The organism is Enterovirga sp. (assembly GCF_035325185.1).
In the GTDB taxonomy this organism is placed as follows: Bacteria; Pseudomonadota; Alphaproteobacteria; order Rhizobiales; family Beijerinckiaceae; genus Enterovirga.
In genome coordinates this window covers 1-21,217 of record NZ_DAOLAJ010000020.1, presented here as the reverse complement: position 1 = coordinate 21,217, position 21,217 = coordinate 1, and the positions used below count along the sequence as shown (strand labels likewise).

Annotated in this window: 20 protein-coding genes and 1 pseudogene; 14 read left to right on the top strand and 7 right to left on the bottom strand. The window is 66.1% G+C overall.

Annotation, left to right across the window (positions count from 1 at the left end; all coding sequences use genetic code 11):
• Positions 1-85: 85 nt before the first annotated feature.
• The 4 genes from PKD06_RS06220 to PKD06_RS06205 form a co-directional block, all read right to left on the bottom strand.
• Entirely contained in the window at positions 86-958 is an 873-nt protein-coding gene (locus PKD06_RS06220; RefSeq protein ID WP_324378667.1) for an amino acid ABC transporter permease, read from the bottom strand.
• Complete coding sequence (locus tag PKD06_RS06215; protein WP_324378665.1) at positions 959-1,822, bottom strand: ABC transporter substrate-binding protein; 864 nt, start codon at positions 1,820-1,822, stop codon at positions 959-961. It lies immediately after the preceding gene.
• 191 nt (positions 1,823-2,013) lie between these two features.
• Entirely contained in the window at positions 2,014-2,757 is a 744-nt protein-coding gene (locus tag PKD06_RS06210; RefSeq protein ID WP_324378663.1) for an acetoacetate decarboxylase family protein, read from the bottom strand.
• Between the two features lie 48 nt (positions 2,758-2,805).
• Positions 2,806-3,549: an acetoacetate decarboxylase family protein gene (locus PKD06_RS06205; RefSeq protein WP_324378661.1), complete on the bottom strand. Its 744-nt coding sequence runs from the start codon at positions 3,547-3,549 to the stop codon at positions 2,806-2,808.
• A 315-nt stretch (positions 3,550-3,864) separates the two neighbouring features.
• Between PKD06_RS06205 and PKD06_RS06200 the strand changes: the two genes are divergently transcribed.
• The 3 genes from PKD06_RS06200 to PKD06_RS06190 all read left to right on the top strand — a co-directional run bounded on the left by PKD06_RS06200 (position 3,865) and on the right by PKD06_RS06190 (position 6,785).
• Positions 3,865-4,602 (top strand): GntR family transcriptional regulator, encoded by a 738-nt coding sequence (locus tag PKD06_RS06200; RefSeq protein ID WP_324378659.1) that lies wholly within the window; start codon positions 3,865-3,867, stop codon positions 4,600-4,602.
• 382 nt (positions 4,603-4,984) lie between these two features.
• Entirely contained in the window at positions 4,985-6,106 is a 1,122-nt protein-coding gene (locus tag PKD06_RS06195; protein WP_324378657.1) for a hypothetical protein, read from the top strand.
• Between the two features lie 217 nt (positions 6,107-6,323).
• A complete protein-coding gene (locus PKD06_RS06190) occupies positions 6,324-6,785 on the top strand; it encodes a CBS domain-containing protein (RefSeq protein WP_324378655.1) in 462 nt (153 codons plus the stop codon).
• A gap of 40 nt (positions 6,786-6,825) precedes the next feature.
• On the opposite strand, the gene PKD06_RS06185 is transcribed toward PKD06_RS06190, so the two are convergent.
• Complete coding sequence (locus tag PKD06_RS06185; protein WP_324378653.1) at positions 6,826-7,125, bottom strand: hypothetical protein; 300 nt, start codon at positions 7,123-7,125, stop codon at positions 6,826-6,828.
• A 282-nt stretch (positions 7,126-7,407) separates the two neighbouring features.
• Between PKD06_RS06185 and PKD06_RS06180 the strand changes: the two genes are divergently transcribed.
• The 10 genes and pseudogenes from PKD06_RS06180 to PKD06_RS06135 all read left to right on the top strand — a co-directional run bounded on the left by PKD06_RS06180 (position 7,408) and on the right by PKD06_RS06135 (position 19,302).
• Entirely contained in the window at positions 7,408-8,796 is a 1,389-nt protein-coding gene (locus tag PKD06_RS06180) for a GntP family permease (protein ID WP_324378651.1), read from the top strand.
• A gap of 284 nt (positions 8,797-9,080) precedes the next feature.
• Positions 9,081-9,474 (top strand): annotated as a pseudogene (locus PKD06_RS06175) (transposase); the annotation flags it as partial.
• Between the two features lie 101 nt (positions 9,475-9,575).
• Positions 9,576-9,800 (top strand): AbrB/MazE/SpoVT family DNA-binding domain-containing protein, encoded by a 225-nt coding sequence (locus PKD06_RS06170; RefSeq protein ID WP_324378649.1) that lies wholly within the window; start codon positions 9,576-9,578, stop codon positions 9,798-9,800.
• The gene (locus PKD06_RS06165; protein WP_324378647.1) at positions 9,800-10,201 is read left to right on the top strand and encodes a type II toxin-antitoxin system death-on-curing family toxin; all 402 of its coding nucleotides are present in this window, start codon (positions 9,800-9,802) and stop codon (positions 10,199-10,201) included. Before PKD06_RS06170 ends, PKD06_RS06165 begins: the two co-directional genes overlap by 1 nt.
• Before the next feature lie 252 nt (positions 10,202-10,453).
• Positions 10,454-11,080 (top strand): trimeric intracellular cation channel family protein, encoded by a 627-nt coding sequence (locus PKD06_RS06160; protein WP_324378645.1) that lies wholly within the window; start codon positions 10,454-10,456, stop codon positions 11,078-11,080.
• Complete coding sequence (locus tag PKD06_RS06155; RefSeq protein ID WP_324378643.1) at positions 11,064-14,708, top strand: caspase family protein; 3,645 nt, start codon at positions 11,064-11,066, stop codon at positions 14,706-14,708. Before PKD06_RS06160 ends, PKD06_RS06155 begins: the two co-directional genes overlap by 17 nt.
• 29 nt (positions 14,709-14,737) lie before the next feature.
• Positions 14,738-15,802: an OmpA family protein gene (locus PKD06_RS06150; protein WP_324378641.1), complete on the top strand. Its 1,065-nt coding sequence runs from the start codon at positions 14,738-14,740 to the stop codon at positions 15,800-15,802.
• Positions 15,799-17,418, top strand: a complete 1,620-nt coding sequence (locus PKD06_RS06145; protein WP_324378639.1) for a caspase family protein — start codon at positions 15,799-15,801, stop codon at positions 17,416-17,418. The genes PKD06_RS06150 and PKD06_RS06145 overlap by 4 nt, the downstream gene beginning before the upstream one ends.
• Complete coding sequence (locus tag PKD06_RS06140; protein WP_324378637.1) at positions 17,388-18,890, top strand: caspase family protein; 1,503 nt, start codon at positions 17,388-17,390, stop codon at positions 18,888-18,890. The genes PKD06_RS06145 and PKD06_RS06140 overlap by 31 nt, the downstream gene beginning before the upstream one ends.
• 136 nt (positions 18,891-19,026) lie before the next feature.
• Positions 19,027-19,302: a hypothetical protein gene (locus tag PKD06_RS06135; RefSeq protein ID WP_324378635.1), complete on the top strand. Its 276-nt coding sequence runs from the start codon at positions 19,027-19,029 to the stop codon at positions 19,300-19,302.
• Here PKD06_RS06135 and PKD06_RS06130 read toward each other — a convergent pair.
• Positions 19,299-19,712, bottom strand: a complete 414-nt coding sequence (locus tag PKD06_RS06130) for a hypothetical protein (protein WP_324378633.1) — start codon at positions 19,710-19,712, stop codon at positions 19,299-19,301. The two genes, PKD06_RS06135 and PKD06_RS06130, sit on opposite strands and share 4 nt — an antisense overlap.
• Here PKD06_RS06130 and PKD06_RS06125 point away from each other — a divergent pair.
• Entirely contained in the window at positions 19,696-20,583 is an 888-nt protein-coding gene (locus tag PKD06_RS06125) for a caspase family protein (RefSeq protein WP_324378631.1), read from the top strand. The genes PKD06_RS06130 and PKD06_RS06125 overlap by 17 nt on opposite strands.
• Before the next feature lie 41 nt (positions 20,584-20,624).
• On the opposite strand, the gene PKD06_RS06120 is transcribed toward PKD06_RS06125, so the two are convergent.
• Positions 20,625-21,017 carry an Arm DNA-binding domain-containing protein gene (locus PKD06_RS06120; protein WP_324378629.1) on the bottom strand — a complete coding sequence of 131 codons (393 nt, stop codon included), beginning with the start codon at positions 21,015-21,017 and terminating at the stop codon, positions 20,625-20,627.
• Between the last annotated feature and the right edge of the window lie 200 nt (positions 21,018-21,217).

The window sequence follows — 21,217 nt, the reverse complement described above, 5'->3', positions numbered from 1 at the left end:
ACCATGACCCGATCAATCCCATCGTGGCGTGGAGCGGACTGCGTTCTCTTGACGCGAGCCGGCATCCGCTTCGCTTGAAGACATTCTAGAATCCTTTCCCGAGGCGGCGCTCGAGGAAATATTGGACGATCGAGAGCAGACTGCAGATGAGCAGATACCAGAGGCTGACGACGATCAGCAGCGGAACGACCTCGAAGGTCCGCGCGTAGATGGTCTGCGCCGAATAAAGCAGTTCAGGCAGCGCGATGACGCTGACGAGCGAGGTGGTCTTCAGCATCAGGATCACCTGGTTCCCGCTCGCCGGCACGATGATGCGCAGGGCTTGCGGCAGCGTGATGCGCCTGAACGCCTGAAGCGGCGTCATGCCCAAGGCCACCGCCGCCAGGCTCTGGCCTCGCCCGACCGCGAGCACGCCGCCGCGGACGATCTCCGCCATGTAGGCTCCCTCGTGAAGCGAGAGGCCGAGAACCGCCGCCATGAAGGGCGTGATCGCGTTGCCGGAGAAGGAAAACAGATAGGGCCCGCCCGGAATCCCGAAGCTGATCTGCGGATAGAGCGCGGAGATATTGAACCAGAAGATGAGCTGCACCAGCAGCGGCGTCCCGCGGAAGAGCCAGATATAGGCGGCCGCAAAGCCCGACAGGAACCGGTCCCTGGAGAGCATGAGCATGGCGAAGACGATGCCCAGCAGGACGCCCAGAACCATCGTGATGACGGTCAGCCGGACGGTGACCGACAATCCTGACAGGATCGCCGGATGGAAGAGGTATTTCAGCACCACGTCCCACTGGAAGTTGGGATTGGTGATGCTGATCCACGCCAGGCCGACCACGAACAGGACGAGCGCCGCGTCGACGCTCCATCGGCCGTAATGCGGCCGATGGATGATCTTCCAGTTTTCTCTTCGCGTGCCGCCGGCCTTGACCGCGGAGTCACGCTCTTCTGCGCCGGAGGTCATTCATTCCCCGTTGAGCATGGGCTTGTCGACCCCGACGTCGGACATCTGCCATTCGTCGAGAACCCGCTGGTAGGTGCCGTCCTTGAGCATCGCGGCGAGCGCGTCGCGGACGAGGAGCGCCATCGGATCGCCCTTCTTGAAGGCGAAGCCGGACAGACCCGAGAGGACGGCGGTCGGCGTCTTCTCGAAGGTGCCCTTGGTCTGCTTGATGACGTAGGCGACGGACGGTGCGTCGCCGAGCCAGGCCTCGATGCGCCCGGACTTCACGGCCAGCGCCCCCTCGTTCAGCCCGGAGAAGGCAAACATCTCGATGGCGGGCCGGCCCTGGCTCTTGCAGGCCTCCTGGAGCTTGGGCATCAATTCGAGATGCTGCTGGGCTCCCGAAGCCACGCCGACCTTGTGCCCGCACAGGTCGTTGAGGTCGAGCTTCTGCGGATTGCCCTTCGCCACCATGACCACCGCGCCGGTGCGATGGAAGTCGATGAAGTCCATTTTCTCGCGGCGCTCCTTCGTGTCATGGAAGAAGGAGGTGTGGTAGCGGCCGCCGAGAATGCCCGGAATGATCGCAGCGAACTTGGCCTGCTCCTCCTGCGAGGGAATGCCCAGCTTGGCGGCGATGATCCTCTGGAAGTCGATGGACAATCCGACCATCTTGCCGCTGTCGTCGATATAATAGGTCGGCGGATACTGGGGGTCGTAGACCCCGATCAGCCCGTTGCGATACGCCTCCGGCACCTTGGCCTTCAGGGCGGGATCGACGCCTTCCGCGGCCTTGGCGGAGGAGCCCAGGACGACGGCGAGGGCGCCGGTGGCGGCCAGGACGGATATTCCCGTCCGGACGAAGCTGGACAAAGCATTCTTCACGACTTTTTCCCCTGTGGAGCTGTGTGTTTCGCCGATGATGGCATTCCCTTGCGACTGTCGATCCGCGCCAGCGCAGGATCGCGGATTCCGGCGATTGCGCGAAAGACGGTTCCCGCGAAGAACCGGAAGACCGCCAGCAAAGATGCAACCAAACAAAGTAGAAAGACGATTCCGCCTGAGGTGGAACGGCTCTAGTCGGACGGGCCCAGATCCTTGTAGATCCGGGCATAGGTCAGCTCGAATTCGGCCCGGATCTTCTCGGCTCCGAGGACCTCGAGCGGTCCCAGCTCGAACAGCGGGTCCATGGCCCGGGTCCCGCCGAGGGTCACCTTCGCCGTGCCCGTCCTCGTCTCGAAGAGATCCCATTTTCCGAGCGTATTGAGCACGACCTGATGCGCGTCGTAGCCCATCCCGTCGGCTCGCGGGATCCGCTTGATCTGGAGGCGCGGCTGAAGCACGGGCTTCTCGAAGGAGACAGGCGCCTCCGTGAAGGCGATGTCGATCAGCGTCTGATCGCGCCGCACCGTCCGGGACGTCACAGCCGGCCCGTCGACCACCCAGTCCACGTCCGCGAGCTTCTTTGGATAGCCGAAAATCTCGCGGCCCGGCGCCAGCGCATCGTCGGTGGTCACATATTCATAGGCGACATGGCCGCCTGTCACGTCGTCGATCCCGGCCTGGAGCACGATGCCGCTTTCGAGATAGCTGCGGGTCGGCGCTTCCGGCACGGCGAGATCGTGCACTTCCGGGCATTTGTAGACGAAGACCTCGATCACGTCCGACACGTAGCGGAAGGGAGCCGGCAGCACGCGCCGCACGGCCTCCTTCGGCGCACGGCAGATGACGCTGATCTTCTCGAACTTGGCGTAGAGCCGCGGCAACGGCTTGAACAATGGACTGTAATGCGGAATGGTCCCGAGAAGCTGTTGTGACATGAGCGCTCCTTGCTCGATATTCACTGGTGGTGATCTTGCGCCCGCCGGTCAAACCAGCGAGCCGACGACGTTCGCCCGGCCGTTCTCGCGGGTCGATGCGAAGTCTCCCACGGCATATTCACCGCCGAGCACATCGAGAACCTGCAACCGGCGGCCATTGACGGCGATGGACGGACCGAGTTCGACCGAAGCCCTTCCGAACGTCTTGCTGATCGGCCGATAATCCCTGCTCGTGTCGCGCGAGACGATATCGAAGCTGGAGAAGGACGGGCCGTAGATCTCCGACACCGCACGGATCTGGAGATGGGGGAAAATCCGGTAGTCGCTCCACGCAGCGTTGTTCGTCGCGTCGTCGAACTCGACCGCAATGCGGAACATGGTTTCGTCGTAGAGGGTGACGTCGCCCCTGGCGCGCTGTCCGTCATCCTCGAGCGTTATTCTGGCGTAGCGCTTGGGATAGCCCCACTTCTCGCGGCCGGACGCCACGGTCTCGTGACTGTCTTCGTATTCGAAATAATATGTGCTTCCCTCGACATCGCCGAAGCGCACCGGAAGCAGCACCGCCGCGTCGAAGAACGAGAAGTGCGATTGATTCCTGAAATCGGCGATCGTGACCATGAAGCGATCGTCTGCCAGAAGGAACGGCGTCGGCTCGAGCATTGCTTCGAGCTGCGCACGATCGCCCTTCAGGAAGACGGACAATGTCCGCATGCCCGGGCAGGTCGGCGTATAGTTTGTCGGATAATAGCCGAGGTAGTCGAAGAAGCGATTGACGTCGTAATTTTTCTTCATGGCGGATCAGATGCTCCACATGCCTGACATATTTCCAAAATTCGACTGAAATACTCCATTTTACATATGTGCAGAGGCACCCAAGCAGGCAGCCTGCCGTTCAGGCAACGATTCGAACATGACGGTAGTCCGCCGCCCTCCCTGAAATGTCTGTGACATTTCCAGCAAATGTTAAGGCTGGAAATTTCGGCATGTCAATGGCATTTTGTCCGGAAGCTGATATCAGGGTCGTTCCGGGGGCGTTCGGGGCATGCGCGATCCATCCGTCGACGGCGGCCATCCGCGCGGACGCATGAGGGAGCCGGGGTCGGGTGCATGGGGACGGATCGTGCGGGGGCAGCCGAGCGTGAGTACGAAGTCCTGGCCGGTACGATGAAAAACGAACAGATCGCCATGCACGAGCATCACGATGCGGACCGCCCCGTCGATGGCGAGCGGCTGAGCGACAAGGCGTACAGGAAGCTGCGCGACGGACTGATCAGGCTGGAATTCGAGCCGATGGAGCCGCTCAACGAGCGCGCCCTCAGCCAAAGGCTCGGCGTGGGTATCGCACCGATCCGGGAAGCATTGAGGAGGCTGGAACGCGAGCGGCTCGTGACGATCTATCCGCGGCGGGGAATATTCGCCTCCGAGATCGTGATCACCGACCAGCAGGCGATCCGCGAGGTGCGTTATGAGATGGAAGGACTAGCCGGGGCGCTTGCGGCCGTTCGTGGCACGAAAGAGGAGGCGGAGGAACTCGTGGCGCTCGCCGATGCGCTTTATCAGGAGCGCGTCATCGTGGACAAGATGAGCGGCGACGCGCGGTTCCACAGGCAGATCTACGCCATGGCGAGGAACTCGTTCCTCCTTCCTATTCTGGAGATGCATTTCAACCTGTCCCTGAGGCTCTGGCATTTTTGCCGTCGCCAGGCGAACCGGCGCGAACTGGGGCCTCTCGACCAGCGGCCGGTCGCCCGGGCAATCGCGGATCGCGATCCGCAGGCTGCCCGCGCCCTGCTCGGCGAGCATGTGACCCAGCACTCGGATCTTCTTCGAGAGATGCTGCTTTAGCATTACAGTTGCTGTTGCCTTGGGCGTCGTCGTCGCGGGATGCGAAGACGCGGATGCGGCCGCTGGGACGCCGATGACAAAACAGGGCGTACTCTTCGAGAGCCTGCTGGCGACCCGAACGGCGCGCTGATCGCGCCTGACGATCGCCGGGCGCTGTGGATGATCATGGAATCGGTGCCGCAACTGAAAGACATCGCGCCCGCACACGAAACTCCTCATACTCCCGCCGATACGCCCTGCGTCGCACGCTCCAATCTCGCCGGCCACCGCAAAATCCAGACCATGAGAAAAGCCGCGGCCCTGTCCAGGTCAGGCTCCCGTCCGGATTGCAAAAGCCGTCGCCTATAGTAAACGGGGCGCCCGTTCGTTGCGAGGCCTTGCCGTGCTCCACATTGATGTTCCCACGCGCAGCGAGATCGAGCGTCTCGCGGGTTTTCGTGGTAGCCCGGCCGTCTCTCTCTATTTGCCGACCACGCCCCTGACGCAGGATGTGCAGGCCGACCGCATCGCCCTCAAGAACTTGCTGAAATCGGCCGTCGCCGAGATGGAGGGGGTAGATACCCCGAAACGTGCCGTCCGCGCCGTCGAGGATGCCGTCGGGCACCTTGTCGAGGACGACGACTTTTGGGCCGAGCAGGCCAACAGCCTCGCCATCTTCGCCACACCCGAGGCCGTGCGCACCTTCCGTCTGCCCAACAAGCTGGCGGAGGGAATGGAAGTCGCCGATCGCTTCCACCTCAAGCCGCTGCTGCGCTCGGTCACCTTCCCGCATCACGCCTGGTTGCTGGTCATCAGCATGGGCGCGGTTCGGCTCGTGGAGGTCTCGGCCGACATGCCGCCGCACGAGGTCAAGGTGCCCGGCCTGCCGCGCAACGCCGCCGACGCGCTCGGACGGCGCAGCCACATCGAGCGCAAGGGCGACATGCTGAGCGGCGAGAGCACCAGCGAGCACGCTTCCATGACGCGATATGCCCGCGCCGTGGATCAGGCGCTCCGTCCGGTGCTGTCGGGCCACGAGCGCCCGTTGATCATCGTCGCGGCGGAACCGCTGGCGTCGCTTTACCGTGCCGTTTGCAGCTACCCGCACCTCGCCCCGGAAGCGATTCCGGGCAGCGCCGACCATTCGCCGGATCATGAGCTCGCCGCTGCCGCCCGGTCGGTGCTGGACCGCGTCTACGCGGGTCAGGTCGAGGAACTCGGCACGCTCTATGCCGCGCGCGCCAGCCAGGGCCGCGCGACGAACGAGATCGCCACCGCAGCCCGAGCCGCGACCTTCGGTGCGATCGACACGCTGGTGGTGGACATGGACGCCGACCTGCCCGGCACCGTGGCGGATGAGGACGGGGCGGTGACCTTTGCAGAGAAGGCCGACGGCGTGAACTACAGCGTCACCGACGAGATCACCCGCCGCGCGCTGCTGTCCGGCGCGCGGGTGGTGTCGGCGCGCGCCGCCGACATTCCGGGCGGCGGGGCGCTGGCGGCGATCCTGCGCTACCCGGTGTGATGCGAAGGGAAGATATCGCCTCTCTCCAACCGCTCCTCGCTCCTCGCCGTTCCGGCCCTGCGGGGCCAGTACGGCGAGGCGCGATCTTTCCCCTGGCCGGCGAGGCTTGGAATCGGGGCGGCCTCGAACTTGCTGCGCGAGGCTCGGTTGAATAGATTGGCGGAGGCCGTGCGCCGCACCTAATCGACGCCGTCGGCGCCGATCGGAGGAGGGTGGAATGGCGGAGAGGCACGTTACGCGCGTTCGGCAGCTGCTCGCGCGCAAGAATACCGGGCAGATCGGCGTTCTCCCCGACGACACCGTGCTCAAGGCGCTCGAGGTGATGGCGGAGAGCAATATCGGTGCCGTACTCGTGCTCGACGGCGAGCGGCTTGTCGGGATTTTCTCGGAGCGCGACTATGCCCGCAAAGTGGAGCTGAAGGGCCGCACTGCCGTAGCCACGCACGTCAAAGACCTCATGACCACCGAGCTTGTGACCGTGTCGTCGGACGAGACCGTCGAGGAATGCAACGTCCTGATGCGTCAGCACCACATCCGCCACCTGCCCGTGATCGAGAACGGCAAGCTCGTGGGCGTGCTCTCGAGCCGCGACGTGCTCACGGAAGTCGTGGCCGACGAGGAGAAAGACATCAAGAGCCTGGAGATCGAACGTCGCCTGGTTGAGAGCGGGCTCTATTGAAGCAGGATCCGAGGAGTGGTGTCTTTCGAAGAGATCATGCTCAAATGACAAGCTGGATCGCAATGGCGCTTCGACGAAGCATCATCGCGATCCAGAAGCCTTTTGGAAAAGCCGGTCGGATCTCCGCCGCCGGATGTCGAAACCTCTCTGAGGCGGTGGCCCGGTTCGCGGAGCCCGGCCATGGCAGGCTTGGCCCGAGCCGCTTCGGCAGGCCTTGCGCACCGTCGCCGGCATCGAGGCGATCCGCGAGCGGGTGAACACCCTTGTGGGCCCGCTGGGGCACAAAGTGGACGTGGTCGTGAACGACAACCAGGCGTAGGTTCACGATCAGGTCGAGCATGCCTGTGCCGGGATGGTGGACGACCTCGAGGCCCCCTCTACCGGGGCGGATATCGCGCCACTCCTCTTCCGCCTTCCTGTGCCGCCGGCTCGGCCAGACGCTGGCGCGCCGGCGCCGTTCCACCATTCACGAGAGCAGCCGCGCTGCGCAATCCGCCGGACCGACCGCCCTCGCGGCGGCGGAACGGGCGCGTCCACCAGGAATTTTGTTTCCGCCGGGCGTGGCACGTGCTTAACCTCGCCTTCAACTTGGCACGGATCGTCGAGCGTCGGGAGGAACAGCATGGATTTCCTGATTGTACTTTTATCCCTCTGTCTGCTGATGTTCGTGGCCTATCGCGGCTTCAGCGTTATCCTCTTCGCCCCGATCGCGGCGATGCTCGCTGTGCTGCTGACCCAGCCCGACGCCGTGCCGTCCATGTTCACCGGCATCTTCATGGAGAAGCTGGCGGGGTTCGTCCGGCTCTATTTCCCGGTCTTCCTGCTCGGCGCGGTCTTCGGCAAGGTGATCGAGATTTCCGGCTTCTCCAAGACCATCGTCCGGGCGGTGATCGGGGTGGTGGGGGCGCAGCGCGCGATGCTCTCGATCGTGCTGGTCTGCGCGATCCTCACCTATGGCGGCGTCTCGCTCTTCGTCGTGGTCTTCGCGGTCTATCCTTTCGCCGCCGAGATGTTCCGCTCGAGCGACATTCCCAAGCGGCTGATCCCGGGAACGGTTGCGCTCGGCGCCTTCTCCTTCACCATGGACGCTCTGCCGGGCACGCCGCAGATCCAGAACATCATCCCCTCGACCTTCTTCGGCACCACGACCTGGGCAGCGCCCGTGCTCGGCGTACTGGGGTCGGTCTTCATCTTCGTGCTCGGCATGGCCTATCTCGAATTCCGTCGCCGGACCGCCAAGGCCCAGGGCGAAGGTTATGGGACCGGCCATGTCAACGAGCCTGAGCCGCTCTCCGAGGAGAACCTGCCGAATCCCTGGGTCGCCATCCTGCCGCTGATCGTGGTGGGGGTGATGAACAAGGTCCTGACCTCGGCGATCCCGATCGTCTTCGGCACGACCCAGAAGGTCCAGCTCGTCGGCCATGAGCCACTCATCACCCAGATCGGCCCGGTGACGGCGATCTGGGCGGTGATGGGGGCGCTGATCCTCGGCATCCTGACCGTGCTCGCCTTCGCCTGGAAGGCGGTGGCGGCGAAATTCGCCGAGGGCACCAAGGCGGCTGTCGCGGGCTCGCTCCTGGCGTCGATGAATACCGCCTCCGAATACGGCTTCGGCGGGGTGATCGCCTCGCTGCCCGGCTTCCTCGTCATCGCCGGCATGCTCCAGGCGATCCCCAACCCGCTGGTCAAGATCGGCGTGACGGTGAGCGCGCTGGCCGGGATCACCGGCTCGGCCTCCGGGGGACTCAGCATCGCGCTCGCCGCCATGTCCGGCCAGTTCAAGGAGGCGGCGGCGGCGGCGAACATCCCGCTGGAAGTGGTGCACCGGGTCGCGGCGATGGCGAGCGGGGGCATGGACACCCTGCCTCACAACGGCGCGGTCATCACGCTCCTGTTCGTCACCGGGCTGAGCCACAGGCAGTCCTATGGCGACATCTTCGCGATCACGGTGCTGAAGACGCTGGCGGTCCTCTTCGTGATCCTCGTCTACTACACGACCGGAATCGTCTGACGCCGGCCCTGCGCCGATCCACAGCCCGAGGGCCTGGATTTTCCCGGCTCTCGCCGTGACCTTGGCCTGTGTCCATGGTCATGGCGCCGCTTCGGGATGGTCCGGTCCCAGAACTCGCTCCCGGATCTCCAGCGTCTCGCAATAAAGCGGCTCCGCTGAACCGCGCCGGGATTTCCGGAGGCTCCCCCCCCTCTTGAGAGGATGGAGCCATGACGAAGCGAACTGGCCTGCTGCCGGTTTCGTGGACACCGAGATTAGGTGTTTCCTGAAGCCGGAGGTGGCGTATGCAGCGAAGGCGATTTGGGCGTGAATTCAAGATCGAGGCGGTTCGGCTGATCGAGGATCGAGGGATGAGTGTCGCGCAGGCGGCGCGGGATCTCGAAGTCCATGAGAACGTGCTGCGCAAATGGGTGAAGGAGTTTGCCGCCGATCCTGGGCAGGCCTTTCCCGGCACGGCCAGATGAAGCCGGAGCACCTCGAGATCGAGCGTTTGCGGCGTGAGGTCGCCAAGCTCAAGGCGGAGCGCGATATCCAAAAAATGGCCGCAGCCTACTTCGCGAGGGAATCGATATGAGATTCGCTTTCGTTGCGAGGCACCGTGCGATCTGGCCGGTGGCATGGCTTTGCGACGCGCTGGATGTCTCCCGATCCGGGTTTCATGCCTGGCTGAACCGCTCAGCTATGCCGCTCCCTGTCCAATCAACGACCCGTTGATTGGAGCGTCTCTCAACGCTACATTCTAACCGTCGTTATTACATCCTCGCGCCGAGGAGGACGTTATGGTTGCGCTCAAACTCACCCAGGTCGGCAACTCGGTCGGCGTCGTGCTCCCCAAGGAGGTGCGTGACAAGCTCCGTGTCGAGAAGGGCGATGTCATCTACCTGACCGAGGCCCCGGACGGGTTCCGGATCACTCCCTATGCGCCTGATTTCGAGGAGCAGATGAAGGTTGCCCGCGCCGTCATGAAGAAGCATCGGGCGGCGCTCCGCGAACTCGCGAAGTGATGCCCTTCTGGATCCACAAGGCCGTCGTCCTGGCGATCCACGACGAGCAGATCGCCGAACACGGCGGCTCGCCGGGAACACGGGACGACAGCGCTCTCGAATCCGCTTTGGGACGCCCTCAGAACCTCGCGGCCTATGACGAACCTGACCTATGCGCTCTCGCTGCTGCCTATGCCTTCGGGATCGCCCGGAACCATCCGTTCGTGGACGGGAACAAGCGAACCTCCGAAGTGGTCTCCGTCACGTTCCTCGAATTGAACGGCCTGACGGTGACCGCAGACTTGGCGGATATCGTCACGACTTGGCTCGCAATCGCCGACGGGTCGATGGACGAGGAGCAGATCGCCGACTGGTTCCGATCAAACACGGAACCAGGTACCTCGGAACTCGCACCTCCCTGAACGCCGCGGCCGTCAGAGGCTCCAGCTTTTCCACGTCCTTCCCGGCTGCAAGGTTCGCCTCGATCCCCTTCTGGCCGAGGGCTCTCGCCTCGATGTCCATCGCTGCCAGCGCATCGAGTTGTCGGGCTCGGCAGCGGCACGAGGCGTTCAAGAGGAACCGGTGCCCTCGCGGTTTTCATCAAATTGGGAGACAAGGCACCTGCATCATGCAGGCGCTTCCCGGCGGGCGGGAGCCTGCCCGAATGTTGAGCTATGGCCGACCAGATCATCCACGCGCTCTATCTCGCGGCTATCGTCGCTGAAGCCATGACGGCTGCGCTTGCAGCGGGCCGCCGTGAGATGGATTGGATCGGGGTCATTCTGCTCGGTTGCGTCACCGCATTGGGAGGAGGTTCGGCGCGTGATGTTCTGCTCGACCATCACCCGCTGTCATGGGTCGAGCATCCGAGTTACCTGCTCCTCACGGGCGCTGCGGCGCTCGCGACGATACCGATCGCCCGCTTCATGCATTCGCTGCGGCGATTGTTCCTTTTCCTCGATGCTGTCGGGCTCGTCGTCTTCACTGTGATCGGCTGCGGAGTGGCGATCGGCATGAACATGCCGCTCATCATCGTGATTGCGTCTGGAATGATCACCGGCTGTGTTGGCGGCGTTCTGCGTGACATCCTCTGCGCGGACGTTCCCTTGCTTTTCCGCTCGGAACTCTATGCGACGGTTTCTGTCGCGACGGGCCTGCTCTACATTGCTGGCCGACACTTCGGCTTTAATCACGGCCTTTCGGCGGTACTTGCCATGTCAATCGGCTTGGCGCTGAGGCTGCTCGCCTTGCGCTTCGGCTGGAGCATGCCAAAATTCGTCTACCATGAGGACTGGCACTGACCAGGCACCTCGTCCCGGCACCAGCGAGCCGGGCCAGGAAACCACGAACGTCGTGGCGGGCACGCTGGCGATGGCCCGGCTGGCGTTCAAGCTCGGCGTGCCTGGCGCCATCGTGACGAAGATCATCACGACGCCCTCCAATCCGGAGAATCAAAGCCGGACCAGCCTGCGCGGCTGCTACGGCCGTTCAGAGGCCGGGCCGGAAGCCGGACGGCGCCGCGCTGTTCGAGGAGATGGTGAAGGCCGGCGTCCGCGTCCCGGAGATCGCTCGCGTCTTCGAGATGGCCGGGCAATCGGTGGACGTCCGCGCCAAGAAATTGGCGAACCTCCCGGCGCATGGGCCGGAGGCCGGATCGGCTCTGAAAGTCTTCTCGTGCTACGCCGCGGGCCGCGAGTGCCTTCCAAATCGTTTGGAGAGCAGCGGCTTTGTTGCGATCTTCTGGGCGCTGGCGGCGCGTGCTATGTCGCTCGCGGTAACGTCGACGTTCTCTTTGTCGGCAGAGGTGCCTGGAGAATCTCCATGTGGATCTTCAGAGCGGGTGCGTTATCGCCTTCGGGACAACAGCGTCCCCTTGCGCAATATGCGGACGCTCCGCGGATCGGCGGCCACAGAGATCGTCGCGGCCTGCATATCGTACCCCTGCTCCTTGCTCTCTTGAGCGTGGTGGTATTTGCGCCGCTCCTGGCCGGGCTTTGTCTTGCGGTGCCCGCGCAGGCCCAGCCGGGACTGCCCGCTCCCGACCCGCGCCCCGTCCTGCGGATCGAGACGGGGATGCACACGGCTCCCATCTGGCGCCTCGGGGCCGATCGGAGCTGCCGCCTCCTGGTGAGCGGGTCCCTCGACAAGACGGTGCGGCTGTGGTCGATGCCGGAGGGGAGGCTCCTGCGCACCCAGCGCCTGCCGATCGGGGGCGGGGACGGCGGCAAGGTCTTTTCGGTCGCGGTCTCGCCGGACGGCGCCTGGGTGGCGGCCGGAGGATGGGACGCGACCTGGGACACCGGCAGGAACATGAGCGTGTCCCTGTTCGACAGCGCGACGGGCCTGTCGATACGCCGGCTCGGCAGCTTCGGCAGTGTGATCACCCATCTTGCCTTCTCGGCGGATGGGCGGCGCTTGGCGGTGGCGCTCGGCGGGGGCCAGGGCGTGCGTGTGGTGGAGGTGGCGTCGGGCCGCGAGTTGACGGCCGACCGCGATTACGGCGGCAAGGCCAGCTACGGCGTCGCCTTCAGTCCGGACGGCTCGCTCCATGCGGTCGGGGATGACGGCTTCCTGCGGCGCTACGGACCGGACGGGCGTCTCGCCGCCAAGGTCGTGACCGAGGGTGGCAAGGAGCCCTTCTCGGTCGCGGTCGATCCGACCGGCCGCCGGCTCGCGGTCGGATACGCCGACACGGCGTCCGTGGACCTCTACGAAGCGGCGAGCCTGCGCCGGATCGGAGCAGTCGACACGCGCGGCATCAATAAGGGTAATCTTGGCAGAGTGGCCTGGTCGGCGGATGGACGCCGGCTGGTGGCGGGGGGGAGGTACTCCGACCGCAACGGCCGTCGTCGACTGCTGAGCTTCACGCCCGAGGGGCGTCGGCTGGGTCCAGAGGCACCGGCGGCGGACGACACGATCATGTCGCTCGCGCCCTGCGGGGATGGGGTGGGGTTCGGGGCGGCGGACCCGTCCTTCGGGTTGCTGCGGCCTGACGGACAGGCTGTCACCCTGGCGCGGGGCCGCAGCCCAGACATGCGGGACAAACTGGGCGAGGCCTTCACGGTCTCGTCCGACGGGCGGCAGATCCGGTTCGGGCTGGGCCGGGCCGCCAACCAGCCTGTGCTGTTCGATCTCGGCCGGTCGATGCTGACCCAGGCGGCTGCGGCCGTGCCGGGCCTGATCCCGCCGCGGACCGGCGGCATCGCCGTGACGGAGTGGATGGACACGATGCATCCCCGCCTCGGCGGCAAGCCGATCGCGCTCCGGGAATACGAGGTCACCCGCTCTCTTGCGGTGCGGCCCGACCGGTCCGGCTTCGTGCTCGGGACCGAGTGGTCGCTGCGCGCCTACGATGCGTCGGGCCGGGAGCGCTGGCCGGACCGGGCCGGGCCGGGCGTCGTCTGGGGCGTGAACCTCGCCCGTGACGGCGAATTGATCGTGGCGGCCTATGGGGACGGCACCGTGCGCTGGCACCGCTGGCGGGACGGGGCCGAGTTGCTGGCGCTCTTCGTCGACCGGCAGACGAAGGCCTGGGTGGCCTGGACGCCCAGGGGCTATTATGCCGCCTCGCCCGGCGGCGAGGAACTGATCGGCTGGCACGTCAACCGCGGCTGGGAGCAGCCGGCGGATTTCTTCCCGACCTCGAAGTTCCGCGACACCTATGCCCGGCCCGATATCGTCGAGCGGGTGCTGGCCACGCTGGACGAGGACGAGGCAGTGCGCCAGGCGAATGCGGCGCTTCCGGGCCGTGTGGCGCCGGCGAAGCCGATCGCGGACTTGCTGCCGCCGGTCGTCTCGATCCTGTCACCGGGCGAGGGCACGACGGTGGCGGGGGCGAGCGTTCGGATCGACTATCTGGTGCGCTCGCCGGCGGGCCTGCCGGTCGACCGGATCGAGGCGCTGGTGGACGGGCGCCCGGCGGGGGCCGGGCGGGGGCTCGGCCGAATCGAGGACCGTTTCGAGCCGGTGAGCCGCTGCCTCGCGGAGACGCAGGGCCGGGGCCGTCTGGAGGGGGGCCTCCAGGGCTGCCGTGGCAGCCTGACGGTGTCGCTCCCGCCGGGGACGCATCAGGTCGGGCTGTTCGCGCGCACGGGGGAGCGGGCGGGCGAGGTGGTCCAGGTGCGGTTGACCCGGGCCGGGGTCGCCGCCGGGGCAGAGCTGCTCAAGCCCAAGCTCTACGCGCTGGTGATCGGCATCTCGGCCTATGCCAATCCTGACTATGCGCTCGCCTACGCGGCCAAGGACGCGCGCGACTTCGCGGCCACGCTGGCGCACCAGAAGGGCGGGCTCTACGGCGATGTGACGGTGCGGATGCTGGTGGACGGGCAGGCCAGCGCGGCGGGCATCCGGGAGGGCCTCGACTGGCTGACGCAGCAGGTGACGAGCGCGGATATCGGCGTGGTCTATCTGGCGGGGCACGGCCTGCTCGACGAGCGCGGCCGCTTCTACTTCCTGGCGGCGGACAGCGACACGGCGCGTCTGCGGGCGACCGCCGTGCCGCGCGAGGACCTCCAGGACGCGCTGTCGGCCTTGGCGGGGAAGGCCCTGCTGTTCCTGGACGCGTGCCATTCCGGTGCGATCGCGGGGGCGGGCGGTCGCCGTGGGGGCCTGGACATCAACAGCGTGGTCAACGGCTTCGCGCAGGCAGAGCGGGGCGTTGTGATGTTCACGGCCTCGACCGGCAAGCAGGTGAGCCAGGAGAACCCGGCCTGGGGCAACGGCGCCTTCACCAAGGCGGTGGTCGAGGGCCTGGGCCTCCCCGGCCAGCCGGCCAAGGCCGATCTCCTGGGCACGGGCGCCATCACCACCTCGGCCCTCGACGCCTATGTGCGCGAGCGCGTCAAGAGCCTCACCGGGGGCACCCAGAGCCCCGTCATGATCCGGCCCGCAACCGTCCCGGATTTCGACTTCGCCATCGCAAGGCAGTGAGGCGCCGAGCCGGCCCGCCCTCCCAACCGTTGGGAGCTCTTGCAACTTCCAGACGTGGGGCGGTTTTGCCATATTGTGACGCACGACGATTTTTCCCGGAGCAGGCTCTCATGATGCCCAGGCTCACGATGCGTGCAACGGCATGCCAGTGTTTCACATTATGTTCCCTCATCGGCTTTCTCGCGTTCGCGCCCGATGCGTGGGCGCAGGAGGGGCCGGCATGCGACGCGGCGTCCGTGGCCGCGACCTTCCGGTCCGGCCATCTCGCGCAGCTCGAAGCGATCTACCGCAGAGCGCGCGAGCCGCGCTCGACCTGCCCGGCGAAGACGACCTTCTGCACGGGCCGCCTGGTCGGCATCCTGTACCGCAATGCGGTGATCGCAGGCGCCTCGACCATGAAGACCGGGGAGCTTCGGGAGACGATCAGAAAAGGCAAATCCTTCGGGGCGCCTTGGCAGCTTCTCGTGGCCGAAGGCGATCTGGAGTTCGAGGACGGGCTCAAAGGCGACAAGCGGGCCTATGGCCGGGCCGCGCGGGCCTACGAGATGGCCGTGAACGATCTCGCCGAGGAACCGGCCTGCGCCGCGTTCGGCGAGCCGGGCGCTCCCCCCAGCGCACAGATCGCGGGGCTTCGGCGTCGGATGACCGAGGCCAAGCTCCTCGCACCCGCCTTCGAGCTGGTCCGCACGCGGGACGGCCAATGCGGCGGCGTGTTCCTGACCAAAGTCCGGGGATTCGCGGCCGAAAGCACTCCCTTGCCGATCGAGTTCGACACGGACTCGACCACCTTCACCGCCAAGGGCCGGCAGGCGGCCGATGCGCTCGCCGAATGCGTGACCGCGCGGAGTTTCGCGAGCATTCGCCTGACCGGTCACGCCGATATGCGCGGAACCGACGACTACAACATGAAGCTGTCGGCGCGGCGGCTGCAGGCGGTCAAACAGCTCCTGGTCGACCGCGGCTTCACGGGCCGCATCGTTCTCGAGCCCAAAGGCAAGCGACAACCCTACCGGAGCGCCGATGCCGGTCGCCTCAGCGAGGATGAGATCCTCCAGCTCAATCGCCGCGTCGAGCTGGCAGGAGGCGAGCCATGAGACGCAGGGCTTTCGCCCGGCTTCGGTCGGCTTTCCTGCCGGCGCTCGTCGCCGGGATCGGCATCGGTTCGGCTGGCGGCGCGTCAGCGGAGATCCACGCCCTCGCAATCGGCTTCGACGCCTATAAAGGCCAGGCACTGCGCGGCGCGGTCGCCGACGCCAACGATATCGCGGGCGCGCTCAGGAAGCGCGGTGTCCGCGACGTCGTCATGATGACGGACCCCCGGTCGCGCGTGAGCGACTTCCATCGACGGTGGAGCGAGATCGTGTCGCGCTCGCGACCCGGCGATCTCATCGTCCTCTCGTTCGCCGGCCACGGCGTCGCAACACCCGCAAAGCGCTTGTCCAGGCCTACGCCGTACGGCAGCGACAAGGGCTTCCTGTTCCCGTCATTCGATCCCGATGCCCGTCCCGAGGAGATCCTCCGCGACGAGCATCTCTACGACCTCTTCAGCGATGTCGCGGCGAGAGGGGTGCGCATCATCTTCGTGGCTGATGCCTGCCATGCCGGATCCGGCATCAGGGATGTCGATCCCCGTCGGGGAGGTGGGGCTCCGCGCTTCCAGTCCTTTGACGTTTCGGCGGAAAGTCCGGCCGATGCCGCGCCGCAGCCGGTCCGCGCTCCGCGCCCTCCGATCCCCTCCGTGGCCACGATCACGGCGCAGCTCGAGGAAAAGAAGATCCAGGAATATCCGATCGACGGCCGGCAGCGCGGCATCCTCAGCTACGCCGTCGCCCGCGGCCTGGAGGGGGCGGCCGATGCCGGCCGGACGGGGTCGATCACGTTCCGGGCGTTATGGGATTTCGTCAAGCAGGTGGTTGAGGACCGCTCCGAAAACCAGCAGGCGCCGCAGAAGAAGGTCCGCGCCGAGGATGAGACGATGCCGATCTTCGGGCCGGAGCCCGGTGCGAGGCCGCCGGTGCCGGACCTTCCCGCCGCGCCGGAGGTGGTGATCCATAGCCTCGGCTCCGGCGCGGCCCTGCGCAATGCGAGATTCATGACCTCCAAGGCGGCCGCCGACCTGATCTGGGATCCGCAGCGCCGCCAGCTCCTCGATGCGGCCGGCGACGTTCTGGTCTCGGGGCTCGACGGATCCGGCCTCCAGGGTGCGGTCGATGCCCGGCACCTGCTGCTCTTCCTGCGCGGTGCGAGCGAGCGGAGCGGCAACCTGAACGTTTCGGTCCGCTCCGCGACGGGCGGAGCCGCGGGCGCGGACGAGAAACATCGCTATTTCCTCAAGGACGAGAGGCTCGTCGTCGAGACCGCGCCGAGGCCGTTTCCCTACACGACTCTGTTCAACATCAGCGCGAGCGGCGAGGTGCAGATCATCTTCCCGCGGGAGGATGCGGAGGAGCGGCCCGGACGCTTCGATTTCGAGCCGCTGGTCGTTCTCGAGCCGTTCGGCGGCGATTTCGCGGTCTTCGTCAACAGCGAGGCGCCACTCGGATTGTGGCGGGCTTTCAAGGGGAACAAGGCTGGTGCCAGCGAGATCGAGGATGTCTTGACGCGCGCCCTCGCCGGCAAGCGCATCAGGATCGGCATCCAGAGCCTTTTCACCTGCCGGGAACTCAAGGGAAACAAGACGTGCGACAGCATGCTTTCCTTGGCGCCCTGATCCTCGCGATCCTGTGCGCCATTTCGGCCGGGGCGCAGGCCCGCGACCGTGCCCTGGTCGTCGGCATCAACCGATATCCGGGCATCAGCATGAACGGGCTCCCGGCGGATCTGCGCGGGGCGGTGCCCGACGCGCGAGCCTTCGCCGATGCCCTCGTGGATGTGTTCGGGTTCGAGCAGGGCGACATCCGCCTTCTGCTCGACGGCCAGGCGACCCGCGGGGCCATCCTCGCCGGTCTTGAGGAGTGGCTGATCGCCGGGAGCCGGCCCGGCGACCGGGTCGTCCTCTACTTCGCCGGCCACGGCGCGACCGCCTATGTGACCGATCCCGATGGCCGCGGCCGTTTCACCTCGACGCTGGTGCCGGCGGACGCTGCCGACGATCCCGTACGCCACAGCGTCGCAAATATGATCGAGGGCCGAGCGATCGGCTCCTATCTCGAGCGCCTGAAGGATCGACACGTGACCGTCGTGGCAGATTCCTGCCACTCCGGCTCGGTGACCCGCGGGCTCGATGGCCCCTCCGGCGACGAGCCGCTCGTGCGGACCATCACGCCCCGCATTCCGATCGGCCTCGCCGGCGACGGCTACACCCGCAGCCTGCAATCCGAGGTGAAGGCGCAGACGCGCTTCGTGAAGGTCGGACCGCGAAATTCAGGTCGCGGCAGCCTTGCGGTCTGGTCTGCGACCACGCTCGACCAGTTGGCCTATGACCGGAAGGATCGCTCGGGAGGCGTCTTCACCCAGAGCTTCGTTGAGAGGCTGCACAAGGCGAAAGCGCCGGGATCGCACGGCCTCACGGCCGGCTCCCTCTACAATTACGTGCGCGAGCAATCCGAGCTTTTTTGCGCCAACGTGGCGTGCCCGGGTCTGACTCCGCAGCTTGAGACGAACGTTCCCGAATACCGGACCGCGCTCCTCGTGCCGGACCGCGCAACCGCCGCCCCTCCCAATACCGCGACGCAGGCGGTCGCCGACGCGACCAGCGTGCTCTCCCACCGCAACGACTTTCCGCTGAAGGTGGAGATCATGCCGAGCCCGCGCCCCAGGCTCGGCGACGCGGTCCAGTTCCGCATCACCTCCGGCGAGGCCGGCACGCTCGTCGTGCTCGATTCCAACCCCGACGGGAAGCTGTACCAGCTGTTTCCCAGCGGCGCCTGCCGGAGCGATCCCGGCCTTCGCTCCGTGCGGGCTAAAGCACCTTACACCATCCCCGATGCGAGCTTCGGCTGCCGCTTCATCGCCCGCGATGCCGGCCCCGGCACGCTGATGGTGCTCGTCGCGGAGCAGGCGCTCGATCTTTCGCGCGTCATCGGCGCCCATCTCGACCTGAAGCCGGTCTCCGATCCTCGCGGTCTCGTGGTCGAATATGCCGAGGCCGTGCAGGCCGCGCATATCACACCCGACCTCACCATCCCGAATGGCCGCTATCGCTGGTCGTTCGTGACCATGCCCTACACGATCGCCCGATGATGACGATGCCGACCCGCATGCGACCCGTGCCCGCGACGATTCCGGCACGGTCCGGCGGGTCGGAGCGCGATGGAAGAACAAGAACGCCGCGCCCTGCGGGTGGCGGGAGAGCGGCGCCGGCTGAAGGATGGGGAACATGATGCGAAGATGCGCTGCAATCCTCTGGCTCGGGCTGGCTGTCATGTGCTGGCAGCCGGCCGCTGCGCAGGTGGCCGGCTGTGACCGGCTCGCCGCCTCGCCGCTCGACACGACGCGCCCGGCCGGCGTGCCGGGGGTCGGGTTCGACGTCGTCGACGTCGCCCGGGCGGTGCCGCGCTGCATGCAGGCGCTCAAGGAGCGGCCGAAGGATCCGCGCATCAAGTATCAGCTCGCCCGCGCGCTGGCGAAATCCGGTGCTCCGCCGGAGCGCTAGCCGTCCTCTTCCGCGAGGCGGCGGAAGGCGAGAGCATCGTCGCGGCCCATAATCTGGCCACCCTGCACGAAACCGGGAGCGGCGTTCGCGAGGACCAGGCCGGGGCGGTCCGCCTGTGCCGCGTGGCGGCCGAGGGTGGGCTCGTCCTCTCCATACGGCTGTTGGCGGCCCACCTCCACCATGGCCGAGGCGTTGGCTGGAACAAGGCCGAGGCAATGGCATGGTACCGGCGCGCGGCCGAAGGCGGGACGACGTTGCTGAAAGGTGAGGACAGGGCTCGAACGAGTATTGCCGTTCTGACGCTGCTGGTGGCTGCGGTCGGGGGGTGACGTATTTTGCTGATCGGAGCGGCCGGAACTATCATAGGTTGCCGGCCTGAAGCAGGAGATGTCGATGATGCCATTGTTCAAATACCTTGCTGTGGCGGCAATCCAGATCGCCGCTGCCACCGTCGCGCCAACAGCGGGCGTGGCCGCTCCCGACCGGCCGTCGGGTTTCCGGGCGCTCGTCAGTTCCTCCGGTCTGGCGTTCGAGGATCCGGACGGCTCGAAACCGCAAGACGATGCCTCTCGACCTTCGCCACCACAGCCACGCCGGATCGCGTTGACGATCGGCAACGGGACCTACGAACGATTTCATCTGCAGAACGCTGCCCGCGACGCCAAGGCCGTGGGAGAGGCGCTGCGACGTGCCGGTTTCGATTCCGTTCGGGTCGTGACAAACGCCTCCAGGGCCGAGATGCTGGGAGAGCTTCGCCGGTTCGAGGAGGAGGCCAAGGAGGCGGAACTGGCCGCCATCTACTATGCGGGGTCGGGAATCGGCTCCGAGAACGACACGCTGCTCATACCCATCGGGGTCGATCCGGAAGATCGCTCGGCCCGGGCGACGAAATCAATCCCTTTGAACACCGTCCGGGCGTCCCTTGACGGCGTCGGCCGCTTCGGTCTGCTTCTCGTCGACACGTTCAGGAATACCCGAATTGCGTCCGACGGCGGTGGCTCCCCGCGATCTTCGCAGGACGAGGCCATGCAGGGCTCGGCCAAGATTATCGTCTCGTATGCGTCGCGCCCAGGCAAGTTTCCCTTCGAGTGGTCCGTTCTTTCGCCTGATCATTCGCCTTATGCGGCAGCCCTGATGCGTCACGTCGCGACGCCCGGCCTTGATCTGGCGACGCTGTTTCGGCGGGTGCGGGAGGACGTTACGCGCGAAACCGGCGGGACGCAGGAGCCCGAAGTCGTGAGTCAGCTTCCGCTTGCGGAACTGTCCTTCCTGCGGCCGTGACCGAAGCCGAGGTTGACCGGCCTCTTCCAGATGTCCGCGACTTACACCTCAAGGGTCTGGCGCCATTGCCGACGATGCACGGCATTCCGCCACGCCGCCTCACGATCGGCCATGTATGCCTCGGCCACCTCGCCGAATGTCGGCGCGGCTTTGGCGGGCGCCACGGTCGAATTACGCGCTTCGATGGGGTCGATTCGCTGCTGAATCAGGGCTCGCGCCTCTGCGGCTGCCTCGCGGGCCTTGGCCAGCGGGACCGAGATCGTGTTGCCGAGCCCCATTTCGCGCCGCCGGCCAGCCATGTGATACAGCATGACCCAGCGCTTTGCGCCGCCCGGCTCGACGAAAAGGTACAGCCCGCCGCCGTCGGCATGCCGGCCCGGTTCGGAAATGGTCTGCACACGGCGCGCCGACAGGCGATTAATCTCTCGGGCCATCACCCCACCATTCGCCCCAACGCGGATGGCTCATTGTGTCGAAACCGCGCGGCATCGTGCGAACGATTATCCGTGCGCCGCAGAGAGTTTCAAGAGGGCGAGCGGACGAGGAGTAGGAAAAAATGAATAACTACGGACCGCCCGGTGGTGGAGCTGAGGGGATTCGAACCCCTGACCTCTGCAGTGCGATTGCAGCGCTC